Below are 23,959 nucleotides of genomic sequence, written 5' to 3' on the forward strand. Positions count from 1 at the left end.
CTCAGTAATAGAACCCGTTGTCACCCAGCAAGCGAGGCTTGTGGTTGTCGGTGTATGTGTCTTGGTCGTGTGTTCTTTTACGCTGAATTCTTGGCCATGCTAGAAGACGTTCTACATCACTCAGTGGAATGAGACCGTCGGTTGGTAGCTGCATTGAATCTGAACGAGTTGGCTGCACTAGGTAAGCCGTGACAATGATGATCAACTCTGTTTCTCGACGAGTGAATTCAGTTGAACGGAACAGACTGCCTAGTACAGGTACTTCACCGATAAGCGGCACTTTTTGCAGTTGTTCAATGTCTTCTGATTTCAATAAGCCGCCCAAGGCAAAGCTCTGTCCACTGGCTAATTCGATGGTGGTAGCAGCGCTACGAGTAGTAAAAGAGGGGAAGTTAGTCCCGTGTATCACTTGCTGGCTTTCGATGGAGACGTTACTGACCTCTGGGTTCACCTTTAAACTGATGCGATTTTGGCTGAGCACTGTTGGAGTGAAGTTCAGTTTTACACCGAAGTCTTTGTACTCGATTTGAGTGGTATCAGCAGTGATCAAAGGCAATGGAACCTGACCACCCACCAGAAACTCAGCATCTTCGCCGGACATCGCCGTCAAGTTAGGCTCAGCCAGTACAGACATCATGCCGTTTGTCGCTAGTGCATCAATCAGTGCGGTAATGCTTGGTTTGCCCCAGCTGCTGACGTTCGGCAGCTTTGAGAATGAAAACTGTCCAACACCACCTGCGATAGAGCCCCACTTGATCCCCAATTTGTTCGAAACATTTCTCGATACTTCAGCGATTTTCACTCGAATGTTGACCTGGTTTGGCATGGTGACAACCAATTGATTGATCAGCTCATCTTCATTGGATTGCATTGGCTGATCTTTCGTCGTCGTATTGCTACTACCTGCACCGTTTTGAGTGTTTGAGCTTTCTTGTTGCTGGGTTTGGTCAACAATAGGAGACAAGTAACCTTTCGCCAAGGACACGATATTATGCGCCATCATAGGTGAAGGCACTTGCCCTTTGAGCCATAGTTTTCCACCCAGAGATTCCGCATTTACGGACGCTTCTGGGAACTTGCTTTTGACCAATTCATTGAATTCGCGGCTGTTGTGAGTCACGCGAATCTTATTGGTATAGATGACGCGTTCTTGCTCGTTCAAAACAGTGATAGTGGCACTGCCAGCTCGCTTACCAAATACCATCACCTTGGTGTTGGTTAATGTCTGGTAATCCGCAATGTGGGTGCTAGAGATGAAAATCGACTTCGCTTTTTCTGGTAAGCGAATCATTTTTGCCTCATTGATTGTTACATCAAGCGCAGATGCTGCTGACGCAAAAGAGAGGCACAGGCTTGATAGTAGGAGAATCCCCCACCAACGACAGGTACTAGCCATTGTTATCAGCTCCGGTTTTATTGTTGATCGTTTTGTTGTCGGCTCTAAATTCCACCAAACCGACGTCAGGCAGTACCTGAGTTGTGTCTGGCGAGATGGCTTTCAGCGTCGCTGAATTTGCGTGCTGAGTTTGACTTGGGTCTTCGTTTTGCCCGCGTAAGACAAGTGTTAACTTGCCTAATTGCTTAGCCAAAACAACTTGGTTTGCTTGCTCAGGGGTTACCTCTAAAGAGACACTGCTGTCGTCAGGGATACCATTTTCATAATGATTAGATTCGCGGGCCTTTTGATAAGACTCAGCCGTTTGTTTGTCATTAAATGCCAAGACTCTCACATCATGAGCGATCGTTGTGACATACAAACCCTGCGACGAATTGCCATAACGAAGCAGCTCACCATCTTGTGAACCGAGCAGGAGAATATCTACGTGGTCGCCCGGTTCAATAAAACCCGAATTTGATGTCACCTGATCAACAGGCACTGAGATAGCGCGATAACCTGGTTGCAGCTTTAATGAAAGCGAGTAGCCGCCTTCTGGCTCGGTAATATCCGCTTTAGACAATATCGAGTCTTTGACAAGCTTGGTACGCGCAAGCCCCGACATAGAGTGAGCAGCAGAAATATCTTCCGGTGTCACATGGTCGATGTAGTTCTCCAACTCTTGTTGTGGAACTTCTTTCCATCGGAACGAGTTTGGTGTGTAGGCTTGACCTATCTCTATCGTGCGAGTTGGAACCAGCACTTTGACCGTTTGCTTAACGGCTTGTTTAGAAGAGGTGGTCGCAGACTCGCTATTGGTTTGGCTCAACAGCAAAACGGATATTCCGAGCACCGAGCAAAATAACGACAGCAACATGAGTCGCTTGGCAGTCATAACTATTCCTTTAATTTGCAATAAACGGGCTTACTCTGAGGCTTGTTGTGCGTTTTTTAGTTGTTCGACTACAGTACCGTAGGCGTCACTGATAGCTGTGGTTAGCTCACCGTTCTCACCGCCAACAAAATTGAGTAGTACGACTGCCATTGCTGCTGCGAGAATGGCGTATTCGATTGCGGCTGCACCGCGTTGCTTTTTCTTGTTCAACATTTCTTGTTTCCTAGATGAAAACAGCCTCAGCAGAGGCTGTTGTAGTAATTAATAAGAGGTTTTAGTGCCTATTTGGCAACAAGTCGGTATAGGTAGCGGCCGTCGTAACTTTGAGTGCCAACTTGGTTTTCATCCATGGTTGTCATGTTCAATCCGAGGACACGACCATAAGGAGCGGGATCGCTGGTGATATAGGAACTATGGTTGGAATAACCTCCACCAGTTGCTTCGTTAAACTTGAAGACACCCGCATTGATAGGAAGTAATCCATACAGGTCTGCTTTCGATGGATAGCGCCAGTTCGCTTTGCCACACACCTTTTGTGTATTTCGTGTTGAAATTAAAGGTGTTACATCTACGTATTTCTTGAAACGACTGCTGTCTCCGTTGGTAAACAGTTGCCAAACGAGCTTGCTGTCAGTGTCTTGCGCGCAAATGGCATTTTGGCGATCGGCTACTACGTTCCCTTGCATATCTAGGTACTGGTATGTTGTCTCTTTTTCTCTAACCAGACGCCCTAAGATGACGGCATCTTCAGTACCACCGACTGCCGAACGACGGACATCTTGGTAGCTGCGTTCAGAGCTGTAGTTTGTGATGTATTGTTTGGCGTCCTTTGCTTGATTCGACCAGTAGTAAAAGATCACGCCGCCATAAGAACTATATTTGTCGTACTCCGGATCCAGCCCTCGGTGATGAGGGAACGCATCTGTATCGATTGTTATGGTCGAGTTTGAGCTAGAGATTGCTTTAGTTTGTAGTGAAAGTAGCTGAGACAGCGCTGGTACTTTCCAATCGTTGAAGCCACATAAGTTCGCATCATTAGTGCTTTCTAACAGGCCGTTACTGCCTAAGACACTTGCTACACCAGATGCCGAAGCGTCATAAGCAAGATCGTCAGCACCTTTTGGTCGGCCGTCTTTGAGCAGTGTCCAAACTCGGCGTTTGCCTGTGATATTAGTGTCCTCGACACAACGCCAGCCTTGTTGGTAGGTGGTGTCTTTTGGTAGGTAGTTACCTAACTCGTCCAATTTAGCGAAGCGGTTGCTTACCATCGCGTCTGTTTGAGAAACGCTAAAGCCATTGTCTTTTGCCAGTTTCAGTCCATCTTTTGCTAGTACTTTTGATTGCACTAAGTTGTGGATTGTGGCCGTTGTGTTCATCTCAGTGACAAACTTCTGGAACAATGTACTTAGGGTGGCAAACTCCGAGCCTAGCGTTTTTGTTGATGTATTCAGCTCGCTTACGAACGAATTAACCATGCCATATTGATACTCTAAGTCTGAGATAGCCTTGTATAGGTCTAAACTTGCTTGGTGAATATCCTTAGCCAGTGACGCAGAGCTTAGTGCGTTGGTTGAGCTTGATAGAGTTACGGACTTTTGCTGCATGAACGCCAATTTTTGAGCAAACTCAGAACCAGAGACTAATGCGCTCAGTGCAACGGTGTTTTGTTCTAATTTAGCGACTTGTTCTTTATACGCTTTGACCTTATTAATGAATTCAAGGCTTTCAGCATCAGTTCGGCTTTGAGCAACAGATGCCTGAAACTCAAGAGCTTTTAGCTTTAGCTTTGTATTCTTAAGATCATCTGCCCATGGTTGGGTTAAAGCCTGCAGTTCTACTACTTTAGCTTGAGCTTCCGTTTCTAATGCAGCGTAACCTTTGCTCTTAGATTGGTTGGCGGTTAGCCAGGTTTCTAAATAAAGCTCTGTAGCGCTAATCTTCGTATCTTGTGTACTCAGAAAGGTGGTTATTTCAGTCGTCGCGCTATTTACACCAGTGAGTAACTTTGTACCTGATGGCAATTGCCATTTAGCGTATGCGTATTTTGAATAATATTGCTCAACAGATTCTTGGCCTTTGTTGATAGTGACAGCGACGCCATTTTTATCCGCTAATACATTTACTGACTTATTCGATACCAAGTAACCACTTCTTAGATTTGAAGGGAGTGTTGCAGGATCTCTCTGTGACAACGTGATCACTTCATTGGTGTCTGGAAGTGTCCAACCCGCGATACCACAATCATCCAGTTGTGCGATTTTATCGAATACAGTATTGATGTCTGAAGAGATTCGTTCTGCCCAGAATGTCGGCTCCCCTTGTCCTTTATCATCGTATTCAGCAATACAATTGAGCGAGTACGTATTCCATGAGCCACCATAACCAAAGTCAGCAGCTTGAGAACGGGTTTTCATTGGTACGAATTTTAGGCCGATAAAGCGACTGCTTGCTGCTGTCGCCCAAAGCGTGTCACTGGTTGAGTTTGCGACGCCTTCTTTCGCACGTGCTTTTAGTCGGATACCGACACTAGCCTTGTCATATGCTTCAGGGCCAATGAACTGTGGGTTCGAAACAGCAGGGTGCCAAGTCAGGCCTTTGTCGTTAGTGAACTCATAGTATTCGGCTTCATCAAAGCGAACAGATTGACCATCAACGTTGGCCGTTAAGTAGTCCCATTTAAAACCATTGGTCTTGATTGGGTTTGAGCCAGTGAAGGTGTTGGTAATCTCAGGCGAGGTTGGTGCTGGAATCTCAAACACTTTGGTGAAGGCTTGTGTGGTTAATGCTGCTACGCCATGAGGCATGCCATTCGTCGGATTTTGAGCGACGCGTAATTGAACCTCACCGATACTCTTGTCGACGTTACCGATCACAACCGGTTTTGCGGTGACTTTAGTCCAAGTAGAACCTGAGTCGAGCGTGACTTCGAAATGCTCTGGTTGTGTGAATTCGCCAAAGTATGTCCAATCTAGCGTGTTGTCCGTATCGTTCACTACTAGGCCTGTTGGAGCATTGGGTGCAGATGGACGAACGGTAAACGCAGTATCATTTGTCAGCTCTGCTCCACTAGGGCGACCGGTAATTGGATCTCGTTTAACTCGCACTTGAATTGAGTCAATAGCGTAAGCTTGATCGTTTAACTGATAAGGTTTCTGAGTAACCGTTGCCCAACCTGTGTTGAGTACATTGATCTCGTAATCCGCAGCTTCGGAGAAGCCTGTTGCGAATGTCCAATCAAATGTGTCTAACCCATCGTGAGTGATTGGAAATGTGGGTGCCGATGGCTTGTCAGGTGTCACCGAATATGGCTTATCTGAGCACAGCGTTTCACCAGGATCATGTTGAGGATCTGTTCCTGCTTTCACTCTCACACAGACTTGTCCCTTAGCAAACGTCTCATCTGGGATTGCTTGTGGGTTGCTAGTTACCGGGCTAAATGTAAGACCTCTGTCTAGTGAGTATTCGTAGAGGTCATTGCCTGCAAACTCTGTAACTTCTGTCCACGCAAACGTGTTTTCAGCATCATCAATAATCGGCAGGGTTGGCGCAACAGGCTGGTTTTCTGAGCGAGTGAAAGCCGTACCAATCACTAGTGGATTGCCTGCAGGGCGAGCGTCTTGCAAATTAGATTTTACACGGATAGAGATGCTGTTAGCCGGAAGTGAAACGTTGCCAACCACATAGGGAAGTTCAGTGACAGTATTCCAACCGTTACCTAGATTAATCTCGTAGAAAGATGGCGCATCATATCCAGAGACCCAAAGCCAGTTGATCTGATTAGTGCTGTCGTTTGCAAAGTCCAGTACAGGTTTTACTGGTTGCGCCGGGGTTACTGTCATCGGTTTGTCTGACATAGCACTTAAACCAGTCGGGTGACCTAGGGAGTCGTCCTTCGCGATACGTACTTTTAGATGCCCAACTGGAATATCTAAGTCTTGAATACGTTGAGGTTTTTCGGTTGCTTTTACCCAGTTAGCACCGTTATCTAGAGAGTACTCGTAAAGAGAGAATTCATTAAAAGAATCGACCAGTGCCCAATCAAATTGATTGATCGCGTTGTTCACTGTAACCCATGCGGGTGCTGCCGGGACCGTCGTAAGCGTAAATGCTTTGTTTGAAAGAAGCGGTTTACCTGCTGGAGTATTACGAGCACTAGAGGCTGCGACTCGAACCTGAATAGCGCCTTTATCGAATGCCTGTTTTCCAACCACAATTGGTTTGCGAATCACAGTCGACCAGGTGCTACCGGAATCTAAGGAATATTCGTAATCTGTGTTTTGATTGAATCCACGCACAAACTGCCAGTTGAAAGTATCTGATGCATCATTGACTTTACCGTGCTTGGGTGCTGGTGGCTTAACCACGATTTCACTACCGTCGATATCTTCTTGCGAGACTTTGAGCTGCTCTCGGTACTCCTTGCCGAGTTGATCTAGAGCACCCTCTGTCCCAGACGCACCGTGTGAAAGTCGATCCGTTTTGGCTTTGAACTCGACCAAATCAAGATCAGCAAGCTTGTACATTGCACCTTTGCGGGCGTTAACTTGGTCGACGCCTGCGTCTACTGAAGCTTTTTGAGCTTCTTGCAGTACACGAGTCACGCCGCGCGCAAACATGTGCACTTCACGACTTTTCGCCGAATTTGAAGCAGAGTAATCACCCAATGCTAGGCTTTTGTCGACCCCTAGGTCGTTAGCAACAAGCTCAGTCGCATCATCGAAGCTGATACCGCTGGTTTTTGACACACTGGCAATCAATGAGGTAACCGGGCTCACTACGTCCGAGTTGTTACTTGGTACTTCTAAGGTAAACCCAGATTCAATTGCTTGGTTGGGGGAGTCCATATCTACGGTGATGCCTGCTACGGCTTCAACCAACACTTTGTATTGAGCCACATCGTCGTCGACATTGAGTTGGAATTGTCCTTTGGCGTCCGTTGTCGCAATTTCTCCATCCGCAGAATCACACATCGCATTGTTATTTTTGTCTAAACAGACCTTGGCTTTGTGCAAATAACCATCTAACGCTATGCCTGAAATATTCGAGGATTTTGGCTGAGTTTGTGACTGGCTAAGCTTGGGATCTGACTCTGCACCACCACAAGCAACAAGCATTGTAGAGACGAGTGAAATACCCGCCAATTTGTATGGATTCCTTACCACTTGAACTCCAAAAGATTTATAAATTACCCGCAAGAAAGGCTGAGAATATTAATTTAAATGATAGTAGTTATCAATATCATTTGATCTTTTATTTCGTTAAGTGATTTAATAGCAAAATAAAATACTATCAACGCAACAATAAACTAGGTGAATCGGTCGAAAAAATGCACAATAATTTTTTAGTATGCAAACTATCACTAGCTATATCTAGTGTCTTAATGGTCGCAGGATGCGGAGGCGGTTCTGATGGCGAAAACCCAGTTGGATCTACTACTTCAGGCTATGCATTTCAAAGTTCATTAGTATGTGCTGATGCAGATCTGAATGGTGTATGCAGTGAGCAGGAAAAGCAGCTTGAAGAGGTTTCTGGTTATGCAAAACAGCGCCAGTATGATGGTGCAATTTTAACCGCTTCACCGAGTATGGCGTTGGTTACCCCATTCACCACTTTGATTCATAGTGAGATGATGTTTAATCCTGGCGTCAGCAACAATGTTGAACAAGCCAAGGCCTCACTTCAAAGTAAATTGGGTGATCATGTTGGTGTTAATTTTTCCTCACTAGATACAACGTACGGCCCTAAAGATCAGTCTAATGTGTTGCTAAAATCTCTGAAAAAGGCACAAACTGATGGGAAGCAAGCTGCATACACCAATATCGCTCATGCGCTCGATCTCATGATTGAGCATAAAACGCTAGATCTATCAGATGTCGATGTCGCGGGAACCGCTTCGAGACACTTACAAATTGAGGATGCTTTAGTTGTTCATGGCTCTCAATCGGTGCCAGAATTCTCTGGTGCGAAGTCTATCGCTCTGAACCCAGCGAGCAGCCAGATTGTGTTTTTAACGGCGAATGATGTGGTTATGCAAATCGATAGCTCTTCACGTAATAAGCCTGTGACAATTGATGGTGACCTTGCTTCCCAAGCGAATTTTGATGTAGTTGGTATTCGTTCGTACGACGACGATTACGACGATCATGATGATGACGACGATGACGATGACGATGACGACGATGATGGTGACCATGGTAGTGGCACCGGGGGAGGCGAAATACCGGTAGACTCTAATGAAATTGTTCAGTTAGTACCTGCGCTGAATGGCGTTCAGGCCTATAAGCTTTATAAGCCGACCTCCTATGTTTCCGCGACAGCGAGTGATGTTTGTAATAGCAAGGGTTCGAACGGTGTTTTCTTATCGAATCTAAGTGACACCAATAACAATAATAATGGCGCAAAAGCGTACGCTATTGATAGCTATAGCGGCCAAAGTGGAGGAACACTACCTCCAATTCCGACGCCGAAACCCAAGCCTGCCGTGACTCCTAATTCGAGTGAATCTTGTATTAACGATAACTTCGCTAAAGTGGTTCCATTGCTGCAGAGCGGTTCGTTATTGGCAGTTAAAAATACGGGCAGTTCGATTTACTCACAGCAAGAGCTGAAATCGTTAAGTGCCGACAAGTTAACTATGAAAAGTTGGCGCCATACTCTTAAATCTTCTTCACCTCAAATCATGCCATCGTATGATCAGAGTGAAGCTTTGATTGTTTACAAAAATTATTTTTCGAGCGCCAATTTAGCGGCTGAGGTTATTGATACAACTAACTTGTCCACCAAGATGACGATTGATAAGTTGAACCTGAAAACAGCCAATATTGTAGCGAACCAGCAAATTTTGTTGGGGCTAGACAGTAACAAGCTTGAATGGGTTTCAAACTCGATTCAGCAAACGGTACTTGGGGAGTTGGATGTCGATTCCACCATCAGTAAGATAGCAACATCGAAGGATGGCAAAATAAGCGCGGTTGCTACAGCGAACACTCTCTATATCGTTGATAACACGAATAGAACCTTGTTAGTACAAGAGGTGTTGAGCAGCTCGGCAATCAATTCTTTGTATGTATTGGCTGAAAAAGTGATTGCGTTGACTTCTTCAGGAGTAGATTACTATCAATTCCGAAATATTAGTGGTCCGGCTCTTAAAGTTGGCAGCCAACTGGTAACAAAAGAACTCCTTAAAAAATGGGAAGACAGTGGAAACTCAAGTTGGAACTCTACTAACTTGGGCTACATTCTTTCTCAAACAGGAACGGAAAGTAGCATTTCTGATAAGTTCAAAAATGTTAACCTTTCATTCTCTCCTTCTAACGCAACAACCTCGAGTGGCATCACTGGAGTGAACGTTAGCGGCTTAGAACGAGGCGAGTGGTTAACCTTCTATAAATCTCTATAAGAGTTTTGGGTAGTGAAAGGGGGGAGGTTAGCTCCCTTCTTTTTACACTTTTGCCTCTAAGCTTTATTAAATAATTTCCCCCGCATATCATTCTTACCACCCAATATTTACTCGCATTATAAGCATAAAAAACAAAAGTTAATCATTTGTTACTCGGTATAAAACCGGAGTATGATACTGGATTACTATTTAGGATCTGGTTGTTATGAGTGCATCGAAGGCGAGCTGGAAAACGCCGCAAAACTTTTTATTATTGATTTCGATTGTTGTACCTATCGCGTTTTCGAGCTGGATGGCTCTGTTGAACAACTTCGTGATAGAGAAAGCGAACTTTGACGGTGCTGATATCGGCTTGCTGCAAAGCGTTCGTGAAATTCCGGGCTTTTTAGCTTTTACTGTGGTGTTTGTGTTGGCTTTTATCCGAGAACAACGTTTCATGTTGGTATCGCTGGCAATGCTCACTATCGGTACTGCGATTACTGGCTTGTTCCCTTCGCTTACCGGCCTTTTGTTTACCACCATTTTGATGTCGACGGGCTTTCATTACTTTGAAACCCTCAAGCAATCTTTGTCCCTACAATGGCTGAGCAAAGAAGAAGCGCCAGAGATGCTAGGTAAAATGATCTCGGTTGGTGCGTTAGCATCTCTGCTTACTTACGGCTCTATCTGGGTGATGTTGGAGCAGTTAAAGCTCGATTTCGTTTGGGTATATGGCATTACTGGAGGGCTAGGTTTTGTTCTGGTACTCGTGATGACTTTTGGTTTCCCTGAGTTCCAAACGAAGACCCAACAAAATAAGAAGTTGGTGCTGAGAAAGCGTTACTGGCTGTACTACGCGTTGACCTTCATGAGTGGTGCCAGAAGACAGATATTTACGGTATTCGCAGGCTTCTTGATGGTAGAGAAGTTCGGTTACTCGGCGGCAGACGTTACTCTACTGTTCTTAATTAATTACCTGTTTAACTTCTTGTTTGCTAAGCGTATCGGCAAGTTCATTGGTGTAGTGGGTGAGCGTAAAGCGCTTATTTTCGAGTACGTGGGTTTGATTGGTGTATTTGTCGGTTACGGCTTGGTGCAAAGTGCAGAATGGGCGGCAGCATTGTACGTGATCGACCATCTATTCTTTGCTCTCGCTCTAGCAATCAAAACCTACTTCCAGAAAATTGCCGATCCGGCTGATATGGCTTCCACCGCGGGCGTGTCTTTCACTATCAACCATATTGCAGCAGTCGTTATTCCTGTTGTATTCGGTGTGATTTGGCTCTCTTCGCCTGCGACTGTGTTCTACATTGGTGCAGCAATGGCGGCGGTATCTTTGGCGTTGTCTTTGAATATTCCGAAGAAGCCAGAAGAGGGCAACGAAGTGCGAATGTTTAGCTGGCGCTAATGTTGCGGTCACTTAACGCGAGATAAATAAAAAGCTCCAATAGCGATATTGGAGCTTTTTTAGTTTCTGTTGTTCGCTCGTCTACACGATTTGTTGCTCTAAGGAGTCAGCAAAGCGCTTCTTATAACTACGTAACATGCTAAAGCTGATGATTGCCGTTAGAGTTTCCGCGAATAGAATACTTGCCCAAATCCCTTGTTCTGGGAACAGCTTTGGCAGAATGATGATACCCAAAGCCACGAACACAAAACCGCGAGCAAGAGATATTAGTGTTGCCTGTTTTGGTTTGGCAGTCGCTTGAAACAGGTTAGCAATCACTAAGTTGATTCCCATTAGCGGCACACCAAAGAAAAAGAAGGTGAGCGCGGTCGCGGATAGCCCAATCAAATCACTTGAAGCTCCCAGATAAAGCGCTGCGATTTGAGGTGCGAACAGATACACAATCCCCATAAATACTAGGCCACTGCCGACCGCACTTTTTAATCCTAAGCGGAAGATTTCTTCGATGCGGCTTGGCTGGTTCGCACCATGGTTGAAGCTAATGATAGGCTGACAAGCTTGAGCAATACCGACCATCACAAATAGAGCAAAGACCCCGATGTTGGCTGTTAAACCATAAGCGATAATGTGGTTCTCACCAAACTGATCTAACAGTACATAGTTGAACAGCAAGATCGTCATCGCTGCTGTTACTTCAATGAAGAAAGTTGGAGTGCCAATTTTCAGGATGCTTGGCAGTTTATCAAATCCAATGCCTTTTAAACTCAGCGTTAAGGTGCCTTGTTTGCGTACAAAGTGGCTTAATAAAATACAAGCAATAACACCTTGGGCAATGGCTGTGCCGTAAGCTGCCCCTTTCATGCCCCAGCCCCATTTTAGGACGAAGAAGTAATCTAATACGAGGTTGACTATCGCGCCAATCGACATTGCGTAAGTCGCCAGTTTTGGGTTGGTATCGTTGCGCACAAAGCACGACATAACCCAAGCTAACGAGTAGAGCACGAAGAACTGCAGCATTACAGATAGGTAGTCGTGAGTGAGCTCTGCCATGTACCCAGAAGCACCCATCAGCGCAATAATCTCATCGAGCCAATACAAGGCAATGCTGACGGTTACTGTGCTAAACAGAGCGGTGATCAACATCGATTGATTAAAAAGAGTTTGCCCAGAGGTTACGTTGCCTTTGCCCACTTCAATAGACATCAGCGCCGCGCCACCAATACCAACCATCATGGCAATTGCAGTGAATATTGAGAAAGCAGGGATGGTGAGAGCGATAGCGCCCAAGCCATCAGGACCGACACCATGACCAACGAACCAAGCGTCTCCCATGATGAACAGGGATTTGATCACCATGCCGGTTAACGCAGGCCAAAGGTATTGATAAAAGGATTTAGATATTGGATCGGTTTTTAGGTTGATGGCCATTAGAACAAGCTCCCAACAATTTGGATGTACCAAAATGGATGAAATAAAGAGGGAGCATTATCGGAACTTAGTGGCGGCTAAAAAAGGGATTATCTGCTTATTATATTGCACTATCTGCACATCGAGTTCGAAACTGTGCCGGTGACTCTTTCATTTGTCCGCGATAAAAACGGCTGAAATAGGCCGGGTCTTCGAAGCCGAGTTCAAAAGCGATGGTCTTGATGGTCTTGGTTGAGAAGATCAGCTCGCGATTCGCTTCTAAAATGATCCGATCGTGGATCAATTGAGTGACGGTTTTACCTTTTTCGGCTTTGACGATCTCGTTAATGCGTTTGTTGGTTATCGACAGAGCTTGCGCATAAAAATCGCAGTGTTTATGGGTGGTGTAATGCTGCTCAATCAAATCAACCACCTTGTTCACTCGGCTATCGCGTACTTCACCTTTCAATGACGATTGGCTAGCAAAACGCAGAATGTAACGCAAAAAGCTATTCATGAGTGATTCTACTAAGTCCCAGTCGCTCTCTTCTCGTGCGCACTCTTCTTTCAGCATGTCGAAAATAGGCAGCAGGTAGCGGTTGCCTTCTTCACTGCAGTCCAAATAGGGTGGGCGGCTTTGGTGCATGGCGAAAACTGTGTCGACCAGCTGAGTGTTGCGGTGATTGGTTTTAACAAAGCCTGGGGTAAATACCAGTAAACGAGCATTTTCTCCGACTAGCTCCGAGCGGTGTACTTGGCCCGGTGCAATGGTGAAAATACGGCCGACCTTGTTGTCGTAGTCAACGAAATCAATGCTCTGACTGCCATGGTTATCCACGCACCATACTAACTCCCAGTATTCATGTCTGTGCGGCTCTAAGAACGCATCATCACTGTTAGACAGTTCTGTCACGCGACAAGGTTGACCTTTGACAAGACGCATGTGTTTGATGGGATTACTCATGACATTCCTTTGTGGAGAGATAACTAGGGTACTAACCAGAGGTGGTAATAATAGCTGAGTCTAATGTAGTTGATCGCGATGCTTAAGTCATTCGCTTGGTGAGTGATCCGATATGAGAAGGGGCTTGCTGTAAAGGGGCAGTAGATTGTGAAGGAGTGCTTGGGTTAAACAAAACCCCAGAAGCATATGGTGGGCTTCTGGGGCAGTTTGAATACGGCTTATCTTAGTTCTTAGTTGTTTCGCTACGTTAGTTACTGCTTGCTGTTTTAAGCGTTGAACGTAGCTTGAAGATGCTCTTTGGTGCTTTAGTTAGCAAGATGCCACAAAGCAGAGGGATCATCATAAGCAGAGACTGTTCCGATAGCACCTCACCATTGATGTAGCAAGAGATCAACAGTGCAACCACTGGGAAGATAAGGAAACAAATGGATGCTTGGAAAGGTGTCGAAACCTGACCTAGTTTGAAGTAAGCCACAATACCGCCGACACTCGCTACAAAACCCAGATACACAACCGCTGAGATAGAATCCCAAGTGAAAGATTCTACGTTCACGTTCTCACCAACAGCCGACACAGCAAACAAGAAAATCGCAGCAATAAAGCTTGGCACAGCGTTGTAAGTCAGTACCTCGATGCCTTTACAGTGCTTTTGAACTAACACGTACATTACCGCGTGAATCGCAACTGCAAGCCCCAGGCAAACCGTACCAATAAAGTAGTCATCACCGCCCATTTGCATTTCGTTACCAAGAATTAAGCACAGGCTTATAACCGCAGTAACTAGGCCGAATATTTGATGCTTCGCTAAGCGTAGACCAAGGAACAAACCCGACATCAGCATCACAGCAACAGGCATGTTAGCGAAGATGATCGATGCCAAACCAGAAGAGATGTATTGCTCACCATAGATCATCAAAGTGAACGGAATCGCAAAATACATCAGTGCCACAATAAGCAGCCATTGACGCTTGCCCTTAGGGAACAGCAAAGGTTGATTGAAGGCTTTTGCTAATACTGCAAGCAGAGGGGCTGCAAGTAAAAAGCGCAGTCCAGTAGCAAAAATTGGTGGGATAGAATGCAATGCCACTTCCATAGCGAACCAAGTGGTTCCCCAAATTAAGCAAACAGAGACAAAAAGCAAGATAGTTAGCGACTTCGAATTCATGGTGACTACTCATTAATAATTATTTTAAATCATAGGCTTGTAGCGCCTTAATGACGTGGCACAGTATAAGGAGGTCGTCGGAGAAAAAGTTTGCCTTTTTGTCTCTAATTGAAATGAAATGTAGAAATTAAATCTCTAATATAACTATTGAAAAGCAAATATTTTCACTAATTGATATTTTTATAAAGTCATTATTCTTTGTAAGGTTTAATCTTAGTTTAAGAATTAACCAATTAAGTGAAGAAAGGTGATTTGGCTGAAATCAACCCAGCCGTTTGCAACTGCTCACGGGATCCTCACTTTCGGTCAAGTAGGGCTGACGAGTACGTTTATTTGCTCTGCTCCCGAATGCCCTCTTTTAGATAAAATAGTTATTAGTCGCAAAGTTATCGTATTAAGTGTTTAAAGTTTATTTGGTTCACGTTCATACTGAATAAAGACGACATAGTATGGAAATGAGGTAGGGCATTTGAAAAACACAATCGACTTAAATCTATATCGATTTTTGGACCTGCTTTATGAGCAACAATCTCAGGCGAAGGTGTGCCATATTTTGGATATCAGCCGCGCAACGTTTAATCGTCATCTTTCGGATTGTCGAGATTTATTTGCCAATGAGTTATTCATTGCGACCAAAGGTGTTTATACGCCGACTTTGTTCACCACGCAATTGATGCTAGTGGTAAAAGAACCGCTGGAAAAGCTAGAGCAAGCGCAGCAACTATCGCAGTCGTTTATCGGTAACGATTCGAACATCGAATATGTTTTTCACGCCGCCAACCCACTGAGCACACTGTTTACGGTTCCTCTGTTGCAGGGGCTTACTAATGAGGAATCTAAGCCCAAGATATCGATGATGGACTGGTCTTTAGATGGCGTTGAATTCCCTAAAGCAGGGACCTTAGCGATTGGTGTGTCGGGCTACCCGAATGAACTCAATGACCGCATTGTTGAGCGCAAAGTGGGTTCGTTGGAATTGTTTGCTTATGTAGCGGATACCCACCCTTTAGCGAAAAACGAAGCCATTGACCTTAACCAACTAGAGAGCTTTGATACGGTGCGCGTTTCGATGGGGTCATTGGATGCTAACTCCTATTACGAACGCCTAAAAAAACGTACAGGCTTGGTATTGCAGCAGAAACTGACTGTTGCATCGGTATCCTCCGCATTGGAATGTGTTCAAGTCAGCCAGTATGTCTACGTTGGCTTTGATATGGATTTTGCTTCAATCCCAAGTGGACTGAGCAAACGACCTGTTTTATTCAATGGAGAAGCGGTGACTTTTGATGTAGGTATTCAGTATCACCGTGCTTGTTATCAGCACCCTATAGTGAAGCGTATCGAACAGATCTTAAGTGAGAGCTTAGAAAGCTATTGATTTTATAGATGACAACAACAAAAAAAACGCGCCGATACTGGCGCGTTTTAGTTACTGTCTAATTGAAGACTACCGAGTGTTACAGCTCAACTTCTTCAATGTCGCTTGGCTTCCATGTTTGGTCATACCAAGCTTCTTGAGGGCCGTAAAGTCTTAGAATCGTGAACCAACCTTTTCCTGGTACCGTCTCAATCCAGTTCGCTTCTTTGCCTTCTGGCGCTGTTGGACCAAAGTACAAATCAACCGAGCCATCTTCATTTTCAATAAAATCATCACGCTGGTTATTCTTGCTTGGCAGCGGCTGATTGGTTTGTAGCTCTGAACGCGTTTGTGTGTCGTAAGCTACAATAGACCAGAAGTTCTTAGCCGGAACATTCGCTGGGATATTCAATTTATAGTGCTTACCGCCATCAAAATATTCACCGTCTTTTGCTTGATCAAGTAATGCGTATTTAGAGCCTTTTTCTATCAGCTTGAGCGACATTGCTGGGGTATTCACCGTTGCAACATAGAAGAAGTAAGAACGAGCATCTAGGTTGCGTCCGCCTTCACCTTGGTCAACAAGCCATTGGTAATCGTCACCAATAAATGCAGTCTTCCATAAACGATCTTCATAAATGTAAGCCTTCTTGTCTCTTGGCTGGAAGTACAGAGATCTTGCCGTTGCGTTACCAATCGCGACGCCGTCTTTCATCAGCTTCTGCATGCGCTCATCGGGTGCAAAAGGTTTGTTCTTTTGAATACCAATGCTCGACATCAGTCCACGCAGTTCAGGGGCGATGAATGACACCGGTTCTTTGTCTAACACGGTTTTAATTTCTGAGTAGAAGTGCTCATCGTTCGCATGAATAGTGTTAAACGATTTGCCACTCCCCGAGATGAACTCCATTTCTGGTTGGTCATCTTTCTTCGCTAATGGGTAGATTTTTAGTTTTTCTTTATATGCTTTCACTGCCGCATCGGTTTTACCATCTTTCAGAAATCCGCGAGCGATAAACCAGTTGGTATAACTGGTGGATTGTGAAACAAAGTAACCCTCAGGCACTTCGCCTTCATAGCCTGGAGGTAAAATCAGGTATTTACCACCTTTGCCTTTATCTGGTCCTACGATGCCTAGGTCAGTCACAAAGCGGAAGAACGCATCGTTCACCGTAGTTGGTCCCATACCTTCGGGCACTTCAATGACGGTTGGGCCATCTTTCTCCAAGTCTAGGAAAACAGAAGCGTAAACCGTGTCGGTGTTACCGGTTAGAAATAGCGGATTCGAATCCATTAAGTTATCAAATACCACCACTTGGTTTGATGATGTTGAACCTATCTCGGCATGACCAACTCGCAGTGCTTCAACCGAAGCCATTGGAATTGCATTAAGGAATACCTCTGTTGAGCGAAGTGTATCTAAATTATCATAGAGTTTTTGCGCGGTTTCAGCCGTTGGCGCACCATCTTTAAAGTTCAGCTCACCAATGCTGGTTTGTACTGTATCTGCCGTCATAATGCTCGGCGGGATATCGGTATTGTAGTTTTCCGTCGCCAGTACTTGATGTGAGATAAAGAGACTGCTCGCCAACACAAGTGCTTTTAGCTTCGACTTAATCATGATGTCACCTTTCAGTTTCGTTTCGATGTGCTTACTTTAAGCGAGTCGAAAAAACATATCTGATACGCGATAGGCTCAAAAATGAGCTTCAAAGTGAGGGGTAATGTGCAAGGGTTAGAAGACGATCGCAGAACGGTGTGGATACGCTGTAATAAACAGTTCTATAGACAAAACAAAGCCCGCACTTGGCGGGCTTATGAGTCGTAATCTAGATTTTTACTGCGTAACGGGTTTGACGGTCTTGGACTGTCGGATTGCAAGAATCAATTGTGGTAGGAGTGACATAATGATCATGCCTGTCATGAGTGAGTATTGCACCGCAGTGAAGGATTCGCCCATCAAAACCATACCTGTCACGATGCCCGCTACTGGGTTGGCGATACCACCAAAGGTAAAATCAACCACAGTCATACGTTGTAGTAGCCATACATACATACCGTAACCCAGCGCTGTGTTTAGCCCAATCACCCAAACCAAGCCCATTGCGTTGCGAGTATCGAAATGAGTCACCGCATTCACATAAGGCTGCGGGTCGATGAAGGCATGAACGCCAGACGCGACAGACAAGATTGCACCGCCCAGAATCAGCTGCCATGTCAGCACCTTCCACCAGTGCATACGATTACCCAGTGATTTGGTAATGCTGCTGCCGATAACGATACACATGATCGCGGCAAACATTGCACCTAAACCGATAGGGTTCAATGCGATTTGGCTTGGGTTGAATAGAATCCATGCCAAGGTGACCAATCCAATACCTGACAAGGCTTGAATCAAATGTGGGCGCTGCTTTTTCACTACCCAATGGAAGATCATTGCGAACACAGGCACAGAGATCATACCCACGCCCGAAATCGCCGAAGGCAGTGTCAGTGCCATCACGAAGATCAAACCAAAGAAGGTCGCGATGTTGATCAGACCTAAAGTGAAAATGATTTGCCACTCGCCTTTTTTCGGCAGTGTCGGTTTTACCGCTAGCAATAACAAACCAGCAGGTAATGCACGCAAAGCACCTAGTAATAGTGGTGGCCACTCCTGTAGCGTAAATTGCGTCACTGCATAAGTTGTTCCCCAGAAGAATGCGGGAATCATTGCTAATAATATATTCATCTAAAATATCTTTACGTTAAGATAACTATTGTGTGAACTGTATACTGAGAACTAGTGGTTGTAAAGTATCTTTATGTTAAACTAGTTTAAAGTAATCAGACTAATAACGGAGCTAGATTGCAAATGGATGCCATCGACCGCGTTGTAGAGCAATGGGCAAAGGAAAAGCCCGAATTAGAAACTGAGCCTATGGCAATGATGGGCCGGATTATGCGTATTGCCAAGTATATGGAGACGCAAGTTGCCGACCTTCATAAAAAATACGACATGAAATTGGGCGAGTTCGATGTATTGGCGACCTTGCGACGCTCTGGCAAGCCATACCGACTAACGCCCTCTGAGCTAATTGGGTCAATGATGCTGACCTCAGGTGCGATGACTAATCGTCTGGATAAACTGGAAGCTAAAGGGTTAATCAGCCGTGAGCACAGTAAAGAAGACCGACGAAGCGTCAGCGTGAAATTGACCAAAGATGGTTTAGTTCTGATTGATGAGATGATGACTGAGCACGTCGAAATGCAGAAAAAGCTGGTTAAGTCTTTATCGGCTAGCCAGAAGAAAAACACTAACCAACTTTTAAAAACTTGGCTGAGCGCTTACGAGTAGTGAGATTGCTGAACCGGAGTATCTGATTTGAAACCGAAGTGATGAGCTTCGGTTTTTTTATACCTGCTGTATCAAGCCTATCAAGTAGGTAAACGCAGAAGCGCATACAATGAAAATAACTGACTAATGTCATTCAAATTTTTTGGACATCCCTTTTAAGAGTTCCCGTTATCAATAGAGAGTGCCCACCCGTATATTTCTCGTATTCCCACAATACAGAGATTACTGAAATGAAATTTAAATTGACCCTTAGTGCGATATTGCTAACGACTTCTTTTGCCTCACACGCAGAACTGAAAATGTCGATTAACGAACAAACGAATGGGGTGTTGGTTACGGTTTACCAAGACGGTGAGCGTCTTTCTAACGCCAAAGTGACCACCAATATTCATGGTCAACAAGTGAAGAAAACCTCAAACAAAGGCCAAGCATTTTTCTATAAGGGAGAATTCCCGAGCGTGTATAAATTTAAGGTAACCACACCTCAAGGTGAGAGTGTGCAACAAAGCCGATTCATTGGACGAGACAAGTAAATCGATGAGCCCAAATATGCGAATTCTTAAGGGGAGTTACGTGATATTTGGGCTAACTGTATTGATTCTTTAGCGCTCTAGCGCTGACTCTTTCCAACATTTTTCGAGCTTTTTTAAAGCCAGTGTTTTGGCCTTTCCCATATTCCCTACTTGCCAGGCTAGTACGACATCCACCGTTCTTGCATGACCAATTTCCACCAAGCTTCCCGATTCCAACTCTTCAGAAATTAGATGCCTCGGGAGGGTTCCTATCCCCAAATTACGTTGGATAGCTGCTAACTTGCTGTTCATTGAACTAACCGTAATGGTTTTCTGATTCGATAAGATATTTTTTGTGGTCTTTGGGGCTGACTTGGCGGTATCTGCCACCGCGATGATGGTGTAGTCACGTCGTGTCGACTCACTTAGTGGGGCTTGTTCGGCCAAAATAGGTGATTGTTTTGCGGCGACCCAGATCATCTCAATATTGCTAATGGCCTTGAGGTTGATGGTGTTTGGCAGTTCGATACTTGGTCTCGATGAGATGAGAATATCGGCTTTCCCGGAGATTAATGCTTCCCATCCTCCCGATAAAATATCTTCTTGGACATTGAGCTGTGTGCTGCATTCGGATTCCATTTCACTGACTAACGAAAGCACCACATCTTGCCCGATGATGCCATCATAAGACACAAGCAGTTCACTTTCCCAGCCACTAGAAAAACGCTGTATTTGGTTTATGAGTTCATCGGAACCTTCGAGTAATTGACGGCCATTGTCTACTAACATTTGCCCTACTTGAGTAAACACAGCTCTATGCCCCGAGCGGTCTAAGATCAGAATACCGAGTTCATCTTCTAATTTTTGAACCTGATAACTTAGGGCGGAGACAGAACGGTTGAGGTGTGCAGAGGCTGAGGAAAAAGTCCCTTCTCGCTGTAAAACATCTAAAATTTGTAACGTATCGAGTGGCAGTGTTTTCTTCAGGGTCTTCATAAATCAGTATTTGTCAGGCTGGCTTCTCAAGAATTTGAGGCAATGGTAACAGTATTGGTGCCGATGAATATTCGTATTTCGTCAGTAATTTGTATACGAGTATGTCTACTAAAATTTCAAACAAGTCGTTCTATTTTTCTCGTTATCATCTGGATGCTAAGTCGAATAGTCTACCGGCAATGAAACTTATCAAGGCTTAGTATTATGAACATCAAATGGAATGACACACTGACTTTTTTCGCCCGAATCTTATTGGCTTATTTGTTTATTCAAGCGGGGTGGGGAAAGCTATTTAGCTATGAAGGAACCGCGCAGTACATGACCTCTCAGGGAGTCAGTGCTCAATGGTTACCTTTGGTTATTTTGCTAGAACTCGGTGGTGGGTTGGCTATTTTACTTGGATTTATGACTCGCTTTACTGCGTTCTCGATTGCATTTTTCTCTCTACTTTCAGGTGTTATGTTTCACTACGATCCAAGTTCGTCGGGTCAAATGATTCATTTCTATAAAAACGTCTCTGTTGCTGGTGGTTTCCTTGCTTTGACTGTGCTTGGTGCAGGCGTGTTGAGCGTAGATGGTTGGCTGACAAACAAGTTCAAACAAGATGCTAGATACACACGTTTAGTCGCTTTTGTTCGTTAGTGCTGTTGCCGCAGTTTAATGAAGAAGAAAACCGAAGCATAAGGCTTCGGTTTTCTTTTTTTAAGTTATCTCTATTGCTGAATTAAGCTTGCAGCATCTCGTCGCTAAACAGTTCTGCGCAACCAATTCCGTTGATGGCGCAGCTTTCATCGATGTCTGAAATGTCACCGCTGACACCAATAGCACCGAGTACCGTTTTATCCTTGTCTCGAATCAGTAACCCCCCTGGTACTGGCACCATGTTTCCGTGTGCGAGTACGTTCACGGCGGAGATAAATGCTGGCCTGTTGTCAGCATCTTGGGCGAGTTTTCTTGAGGAACACCCTAGTGCGAGTGCGCCCCAGGCTTTAGCAATGGCGATGTCAGGTCGCATCATGCTGGAGCCATCTTGACGTTGCAGAGAAATCAGTTTGCCACCGCTGTCTAACACAGCAACAGTGAGGGGCTCTGTGTGAATCTTTTTGCCTGCTTTAAAGGTGCCATCTATGATGGTTAACGCTTGTTGTAGAGTCAAACTTCCCATGTTATCTCCTAATTTTCAGGGGCTTGGCTAATTCAAACAGACCAAAATCAGTGTTTATTGATCTGTTTGAATCGCCGCAAGACGCCTAGCTGGATTCTTGCAAAAGCCCATAGCTGGGTAAAGTTAGGAAGGCAGCGAACTCTTCGGCTGTAGAAAGTTGATAGAAAAGATCGGCCGTCTCTTCAAATCGACCTGCTGCGTAGCGCGAGTCACCGACTTCGTGTTTTATTGTGTTTAACTCTTGGTAAAGCCAAGAGTGGAACAGTTGTTTGGTAAAGGTTTGGCCGTCATCGAGCGTGACGCCATGATGGATCCATTGCCAAATGTTGGCTCTTGAGATCTCAGCGGTGGCGGCATCTTCCATTAGTCCGTAAATAGGTACACAGCCGTAGCCTTGGATCCAAGCCTCGATGTAATACAACGCAATACGGATATTCTTGCGTACGCCGGCCTCGTCGCGGCTGCCTTCACATGGTTTCAGTAAGATGTCGGCATTGATGGTGTGATCAGGGCTTTGGAAATCCATTTGATTCACTTTGCCATCAAGGTGCTTGTCGAAGATCGACATCGCTAAATCAACTAAGGCAGGGTGCGCAACCCATGTGCCATCGTGACCGTTTTGTGATTCTCTTTGTTTGTCTTCAATAACCTTAGCGGTAACACGCTCCATCTCTTGCGGATCTTTTGCTGGAATGAAGGCTGACATGCCTCCCATCGCCAATGCCCCACGAGCGTGACAAGTACGCACCAACAACTGGCTGTAAGCGTTCAGAAATTCTTGATCCATGCCGATCCCGTGACGGTCTGGCAAGATACGATCTTTATGATTCTTCAGTGTTTTGATGTAGCTAAAGATGTAATCCCAACGGCCGCAGTTCATCGCAACGATGTGATCGCGCATCGCGTACAAGATCTCTTCCATTTGGAAAACGGCCGGCAGCGTTTCAATCAATACAGTCGCACGGATGGTGCCTTTTGCTACGTTGAAATAGTTCTCGGTGAAACTGAAAATGTCGTCCCACCACTGTGCTTCTTCCATGCTCTCAAGCTTTGGAATGTAGTAGTAAACGCCCAAGCCTTGCTGAGCTCGTGATTGATAGTTGTGGAAAAAGTACAACGCAAAGTCCATCAGGCAACCCGCGATAGGTTGATTGTTGAATTGAATCGATTGTTCAGGGAGATGGATTCCACGAGGGCGAGCGATTAACAACGCAGGGTCGCTGTTTAGCTGGTAGTTCTTTTGTTTCTTCTCATCAAAATAGCTGATAGTGCCTAAATTGGCATCTCTTAAGTTAATTTGCCCTTCGACCATGTTGGCCCAAGTTGGGGAAGACGCATCCTCAAAACAGCACATGAAGACTTTCGCACCTGAGTTTAATGCGTTGATCACCATCTTTCTCTCGATAGGGCCTGTGATCTCTACGCGACGATCCAGTAGCTCTGGTGGTGGTGTTGCGACTTTCCACTCTTTATTCTGACGAATAGAGATAGTGTCCTTTCTAAAATTAGGTAGCTCACCATCATCATATTGCGCTTGTTTTGTGTCGCGATCATTTAGCAGGGCATGACGGCGATCTCCAAACTTGTTAACGATAGCTTCTAAGAACTTCAATGCATCTTTAGACAAGATCTCTTTGTACTCGGGGTTGTCCATATTCCCAAGTACCTGCATACACAGTGTTTCTTCTCTTTCTTTCACGTCATTCATCATTGCTTGTCTCCTTTACACAATACGATGTCATTTTGTATACAAAATGTTCTTTTTAACGGTATTTATATTGTAGAAATTGTAAACAAGCAAATGGTATTTAACATTTATTTATCATTTGATCTTTTTGTAATTTATTTTTACGTAAAGATATTTTATGTAAAGCAATGAATTGTAAGGTTTTCAGGCATATTTGCTGTTCAATAGGATAGGTTGATGTAACAAAATTGTTTCAAATTGGGCTTGATAAATGCTGAGGATGATTCATAGTACACAAAAGTTAATTTAATTG

The 23,959-nt window shown here is 44.7% G+C and carries 18 protein-coding genes; 6 read left to right on the forward strand and 12 right to left on the reverse strand.

Annotated features, from left to right (window positions below):
- Nucleotide 1: 1 nt before the first annotated feature.
- The 4 genes from L0991_20165 to L0991_20180 all read right to left on the reverse strand — a co-directional run bounded on the left by L0991_20165 (nucleotide 2) and on the right by L0991_20180 (nucleotide 7,384).
- Nucleotides 2–1,396 (reverse strand): type II and III secretion system protein family protein, encoded by a 1,395-nt coding sequence (locus L0991_20165; protein XGB64345.1) that lies wholly within the window; start codon nucleotides 1,394–1,396, stop codon nucleotides 2–4.
- The gene (gene cpaB, locus L0991_20170; GenBank protein ID XGB64346.1) at nucleotides 1,389–2,270 is read right to left on the reverse strand and encodes a Flp pilus assembly protein CpaB; all 882 of its coding nucleotides are present in this window, start codon (nucleotides 2,268–2,270) and stop codon (nucleotides 1,389–1,391) included. The genes L0991_20165 and cpaB overlap by 8 nt, the downstream gene beginning before the upstream one ends.
- A gap of 30 nt (nucleotides 2,271–2,300) precedes the next feature.
- Nucleotides 2,301–2,483: a Flp family type IVb pilin gene (locus tag L0991_20175; protein XGB64347.1), complete on the reverse strand. Its 183-nt coding sequence runs from the start codon at nucleotides 2,481–2,483 to the stop codon at nucleotides 2,301–2,303.
- 68 nt (nucleotides 2,484–2,551) lie between these two features.
- Nucleotides 2,552–7,384 carry a DUF1566 domain-containing protein gene (locus L0991_20180; protein XGB65423.1) on the reverse strand — a complete coding sequence of 1,611 codons (4,833 nt, stop codon included), beginning with the start codon at nucleotides 7,382–7,384 and terminating at the stop codon, nucleotides 2,552–2,554.
- Between the two features lie 266 nt (nucleotides 7,385–7,650).
- Between L0991_20180 and L0991_20185 the strand changes: the two genes are divergently transcribed.
- Together L0991_20185 and L0991_20190 are read left to right on the forward strand one after the other, a co-directional pair.
- Nucleotides 7,651–9,669 carry a hypothetical protein gene (locus L0991_20185; GenBank protein XGB64348.1) on the forward strand — a complete coding sequence of 673 codons (2,019 nt, stop codon included), beginning with the start codon at nucleotides 7,651–7,653 and terminating at the stop codon, nucleotides 9,667–9,669.
- Nucleotides 9,670–9,874: 205 nt separating this feature from the next.
- A complete protein-coding gene (locus L0991_20190) occupies nucleotides 9,875–11,056 on the forward strand; it encodes an MFS transporter (GenBank protein XGB64349.1) in 1,182 nt (393 codons plus the stop codon).
- Between the two features lie 81 nt (nucleotides 11,057–11,137).
- On the opposite strand, the gene L0991_20195 is transcribed toward L0991_20190, so the two are convergent.
- The 3 genes from L0991_20195 to L0991_20205 all read right to left on the reverse strand — a co-directional run bounded on the left by L0991_20195 (nucleotide 11,138) and on the right by L0991_20205 (nucleotide 14,592).
- On the reverse strand, nucleotides 11,138–12,484 hold the full coding sequence (locus L0991_20195) for an MATE family efflux transporter (GenBank protein XGB64350.1): 1,347 nt from the start codon (nucleotides 12,482–12,484) through the stop codon (nucleotides 11,138–11,140).
- Nucleotides 12,485–12,584: 100 nt separating this feature from the next.
- On the reverse strand, nucleotides 12,585–13,427 hold the full coding sequence (locus L0991_20200; protein ID XGB64351.1) for an AraC family transcriptional regulator: 843 nt from the start codon (nucleotides 13,425–13,427) through the stop codon (nucleotides 12,585–12,587).
- Between the two features lie 247 nt (nucleotides 13,428–13,674).
- Complete coding sequence (locus L0991_20205; GenBank protein XGB64352.1) at nucleotides 13,675–14,592, reverse strand: DMT family transporter; 918 nt, start codon at nucleotides 14,590–14,592, stop codon at nucleotides 13,675–13,677.
- A gap of 469 nt (nucleotides 14,593–15,061) precedes the next feature.
- Between L0991_20205 and L0991_20210 the strand changes: the two genes are divergently transcribed.
- Complete coding sequence (locus tag L0991_20210) at nucleotides 15,062–15,970, forward strand: LysR family transcriptional regulator (GenBank protein XGB64353.1); 909 nt, start codon at nucleotides 15,062–15,064, stop codon at nucleotides 15,968–15,970.
- 79 nt (nucleotides 15,971–16,049) lie between these two features.
- On the opposite strand, the gene L0991_20215 is transcribed toward L0991_20210, so the two are convergent.
- Nucleotides 16,050–17,570 (reverse strand): DUF1254 domain-containing protein, encoded by a 1,521-nt coding sequence (locus tag L0991_20215; GenBank protein XGB64354.1) that lies wholly within the window; start codon nucleotides 17,568–17,570, stop codon nucleotides 16,050–16,052.
- A 216-nt stretch (nucleotides 17,571–17,786) separates the two neighbouring features.
- Nucleotides 17,787–18,680 (reverse strand): DMT family transporter, encoded by an 894-nt coding sequence (locus L0991_20220; protein ID XGB64355.1) that lies wholly within the window; start codon nucleotides 18,678–18,680, stop codon nucleotides 17,787–17,789.
- Nucleotides 18,681–18,803: 123 nt separating this feature from the next.
- On the opposite strand from L0991_20220, the gene L0991_20225 reads away from it, so the two are divergent.
- Together L0991_20225 and L0991_20230 are read left to right on the forward strand one after the other, a co-directional pair.
- Nucleotides 18,804–19,286 carry a MarR family transcriptional regulator gene (locus tag L0991_20225; GenBank protein XGB64356.1) on the forward strand — a complete coding sequence of 161 codons (483 nt, stop codon included), beginning with the start codon at nucleotides 18,804–18,806 and terminating at the stop codon, nucleotides 19,284–19,286.
- Between the two features lie 230 nt (nucleotides 19,287–19,516).
- Nucleotides 19,517–19,819: a hypothetical protein gene (locus L0991_20230; protein ID XGB64357.1), complete on the forward strand. Its 303-nt coding sequence runs from the start codon at nucleotides 19,517–19,519 to the stop codon at nucleotides 19,817–19,819.
- A gap of 69 nt (nucleotides 19,820–19,888) precedes the next feature.
- Here the strand turns inward: L0991_20230 and L0991_20235 are convergent, their stop codons facing one another.
- A complete protein-coding gene (locus tag L0991_20235; protein ID XGB64358.1) occupies nucleotides 19,889–20,794 on the reverse strand; it encodes a LysR family transcriptional regulator in 906 nt (301 codons plus the stop codon).
- Nucleotides 20,795–20,998: 204 nt separating this feature from the next.
- On the opposite strand from L0991_20235, the gene L0991_20240 reads away from it, so the two are divergent.
- The gene (locus L0991_20240; protein ID XGB64359.1) at nucleotides 20,999–21,436 is read left to right on the forward strand and encodes a DoxX family protein; all 438 of its coding nucleotides are present in this window, start codon (nucleotides 20,999–21,001) and stop codon (nucleotides 21,434–21,436) included.
- Nucleotides 21,437–21,518: 82 nt separating this feature from the next.
- Here L0991_20240 and L0991_20245 read toward each other — a convergent pair whose 3' ends face one another.
- Together L0991_20245 and aceB are read right to left on the reverse strand one after the other, a co-directional pair.
- A complete protein-coding gene (locus L0991_20245; GenBank protein ID XGB64360.1) occupies nucleotides 21,519–21,959 on the reverse strand; it encodes a heme-binding protein in 441 nt (146 codons plus the stop codon).
- Between the two features lie 85 nt (nucleotides 21,960–22,044).
- A complete protein-coding gene (aceB, locus tag L0991_20250; protein XGB64361.1) occupies nucleotides 22,045–23,670 on the reverse strand; it encodes a malate synthase A in 1,626 nt (541 codons plus the stop codon).
- Between the last annotated feature and the right edge of the window lie 289 nt (nucleotides 23,671–23,959).

Source organism: Vibrio chagasii (assembly GCA_041879415.1).
Classification (GTDB): domain Bacteria; phylum Pseudomonadota; class Gammaproteobacteria; order Enterobacterales; family Vibrionaceae; genus Vibrio.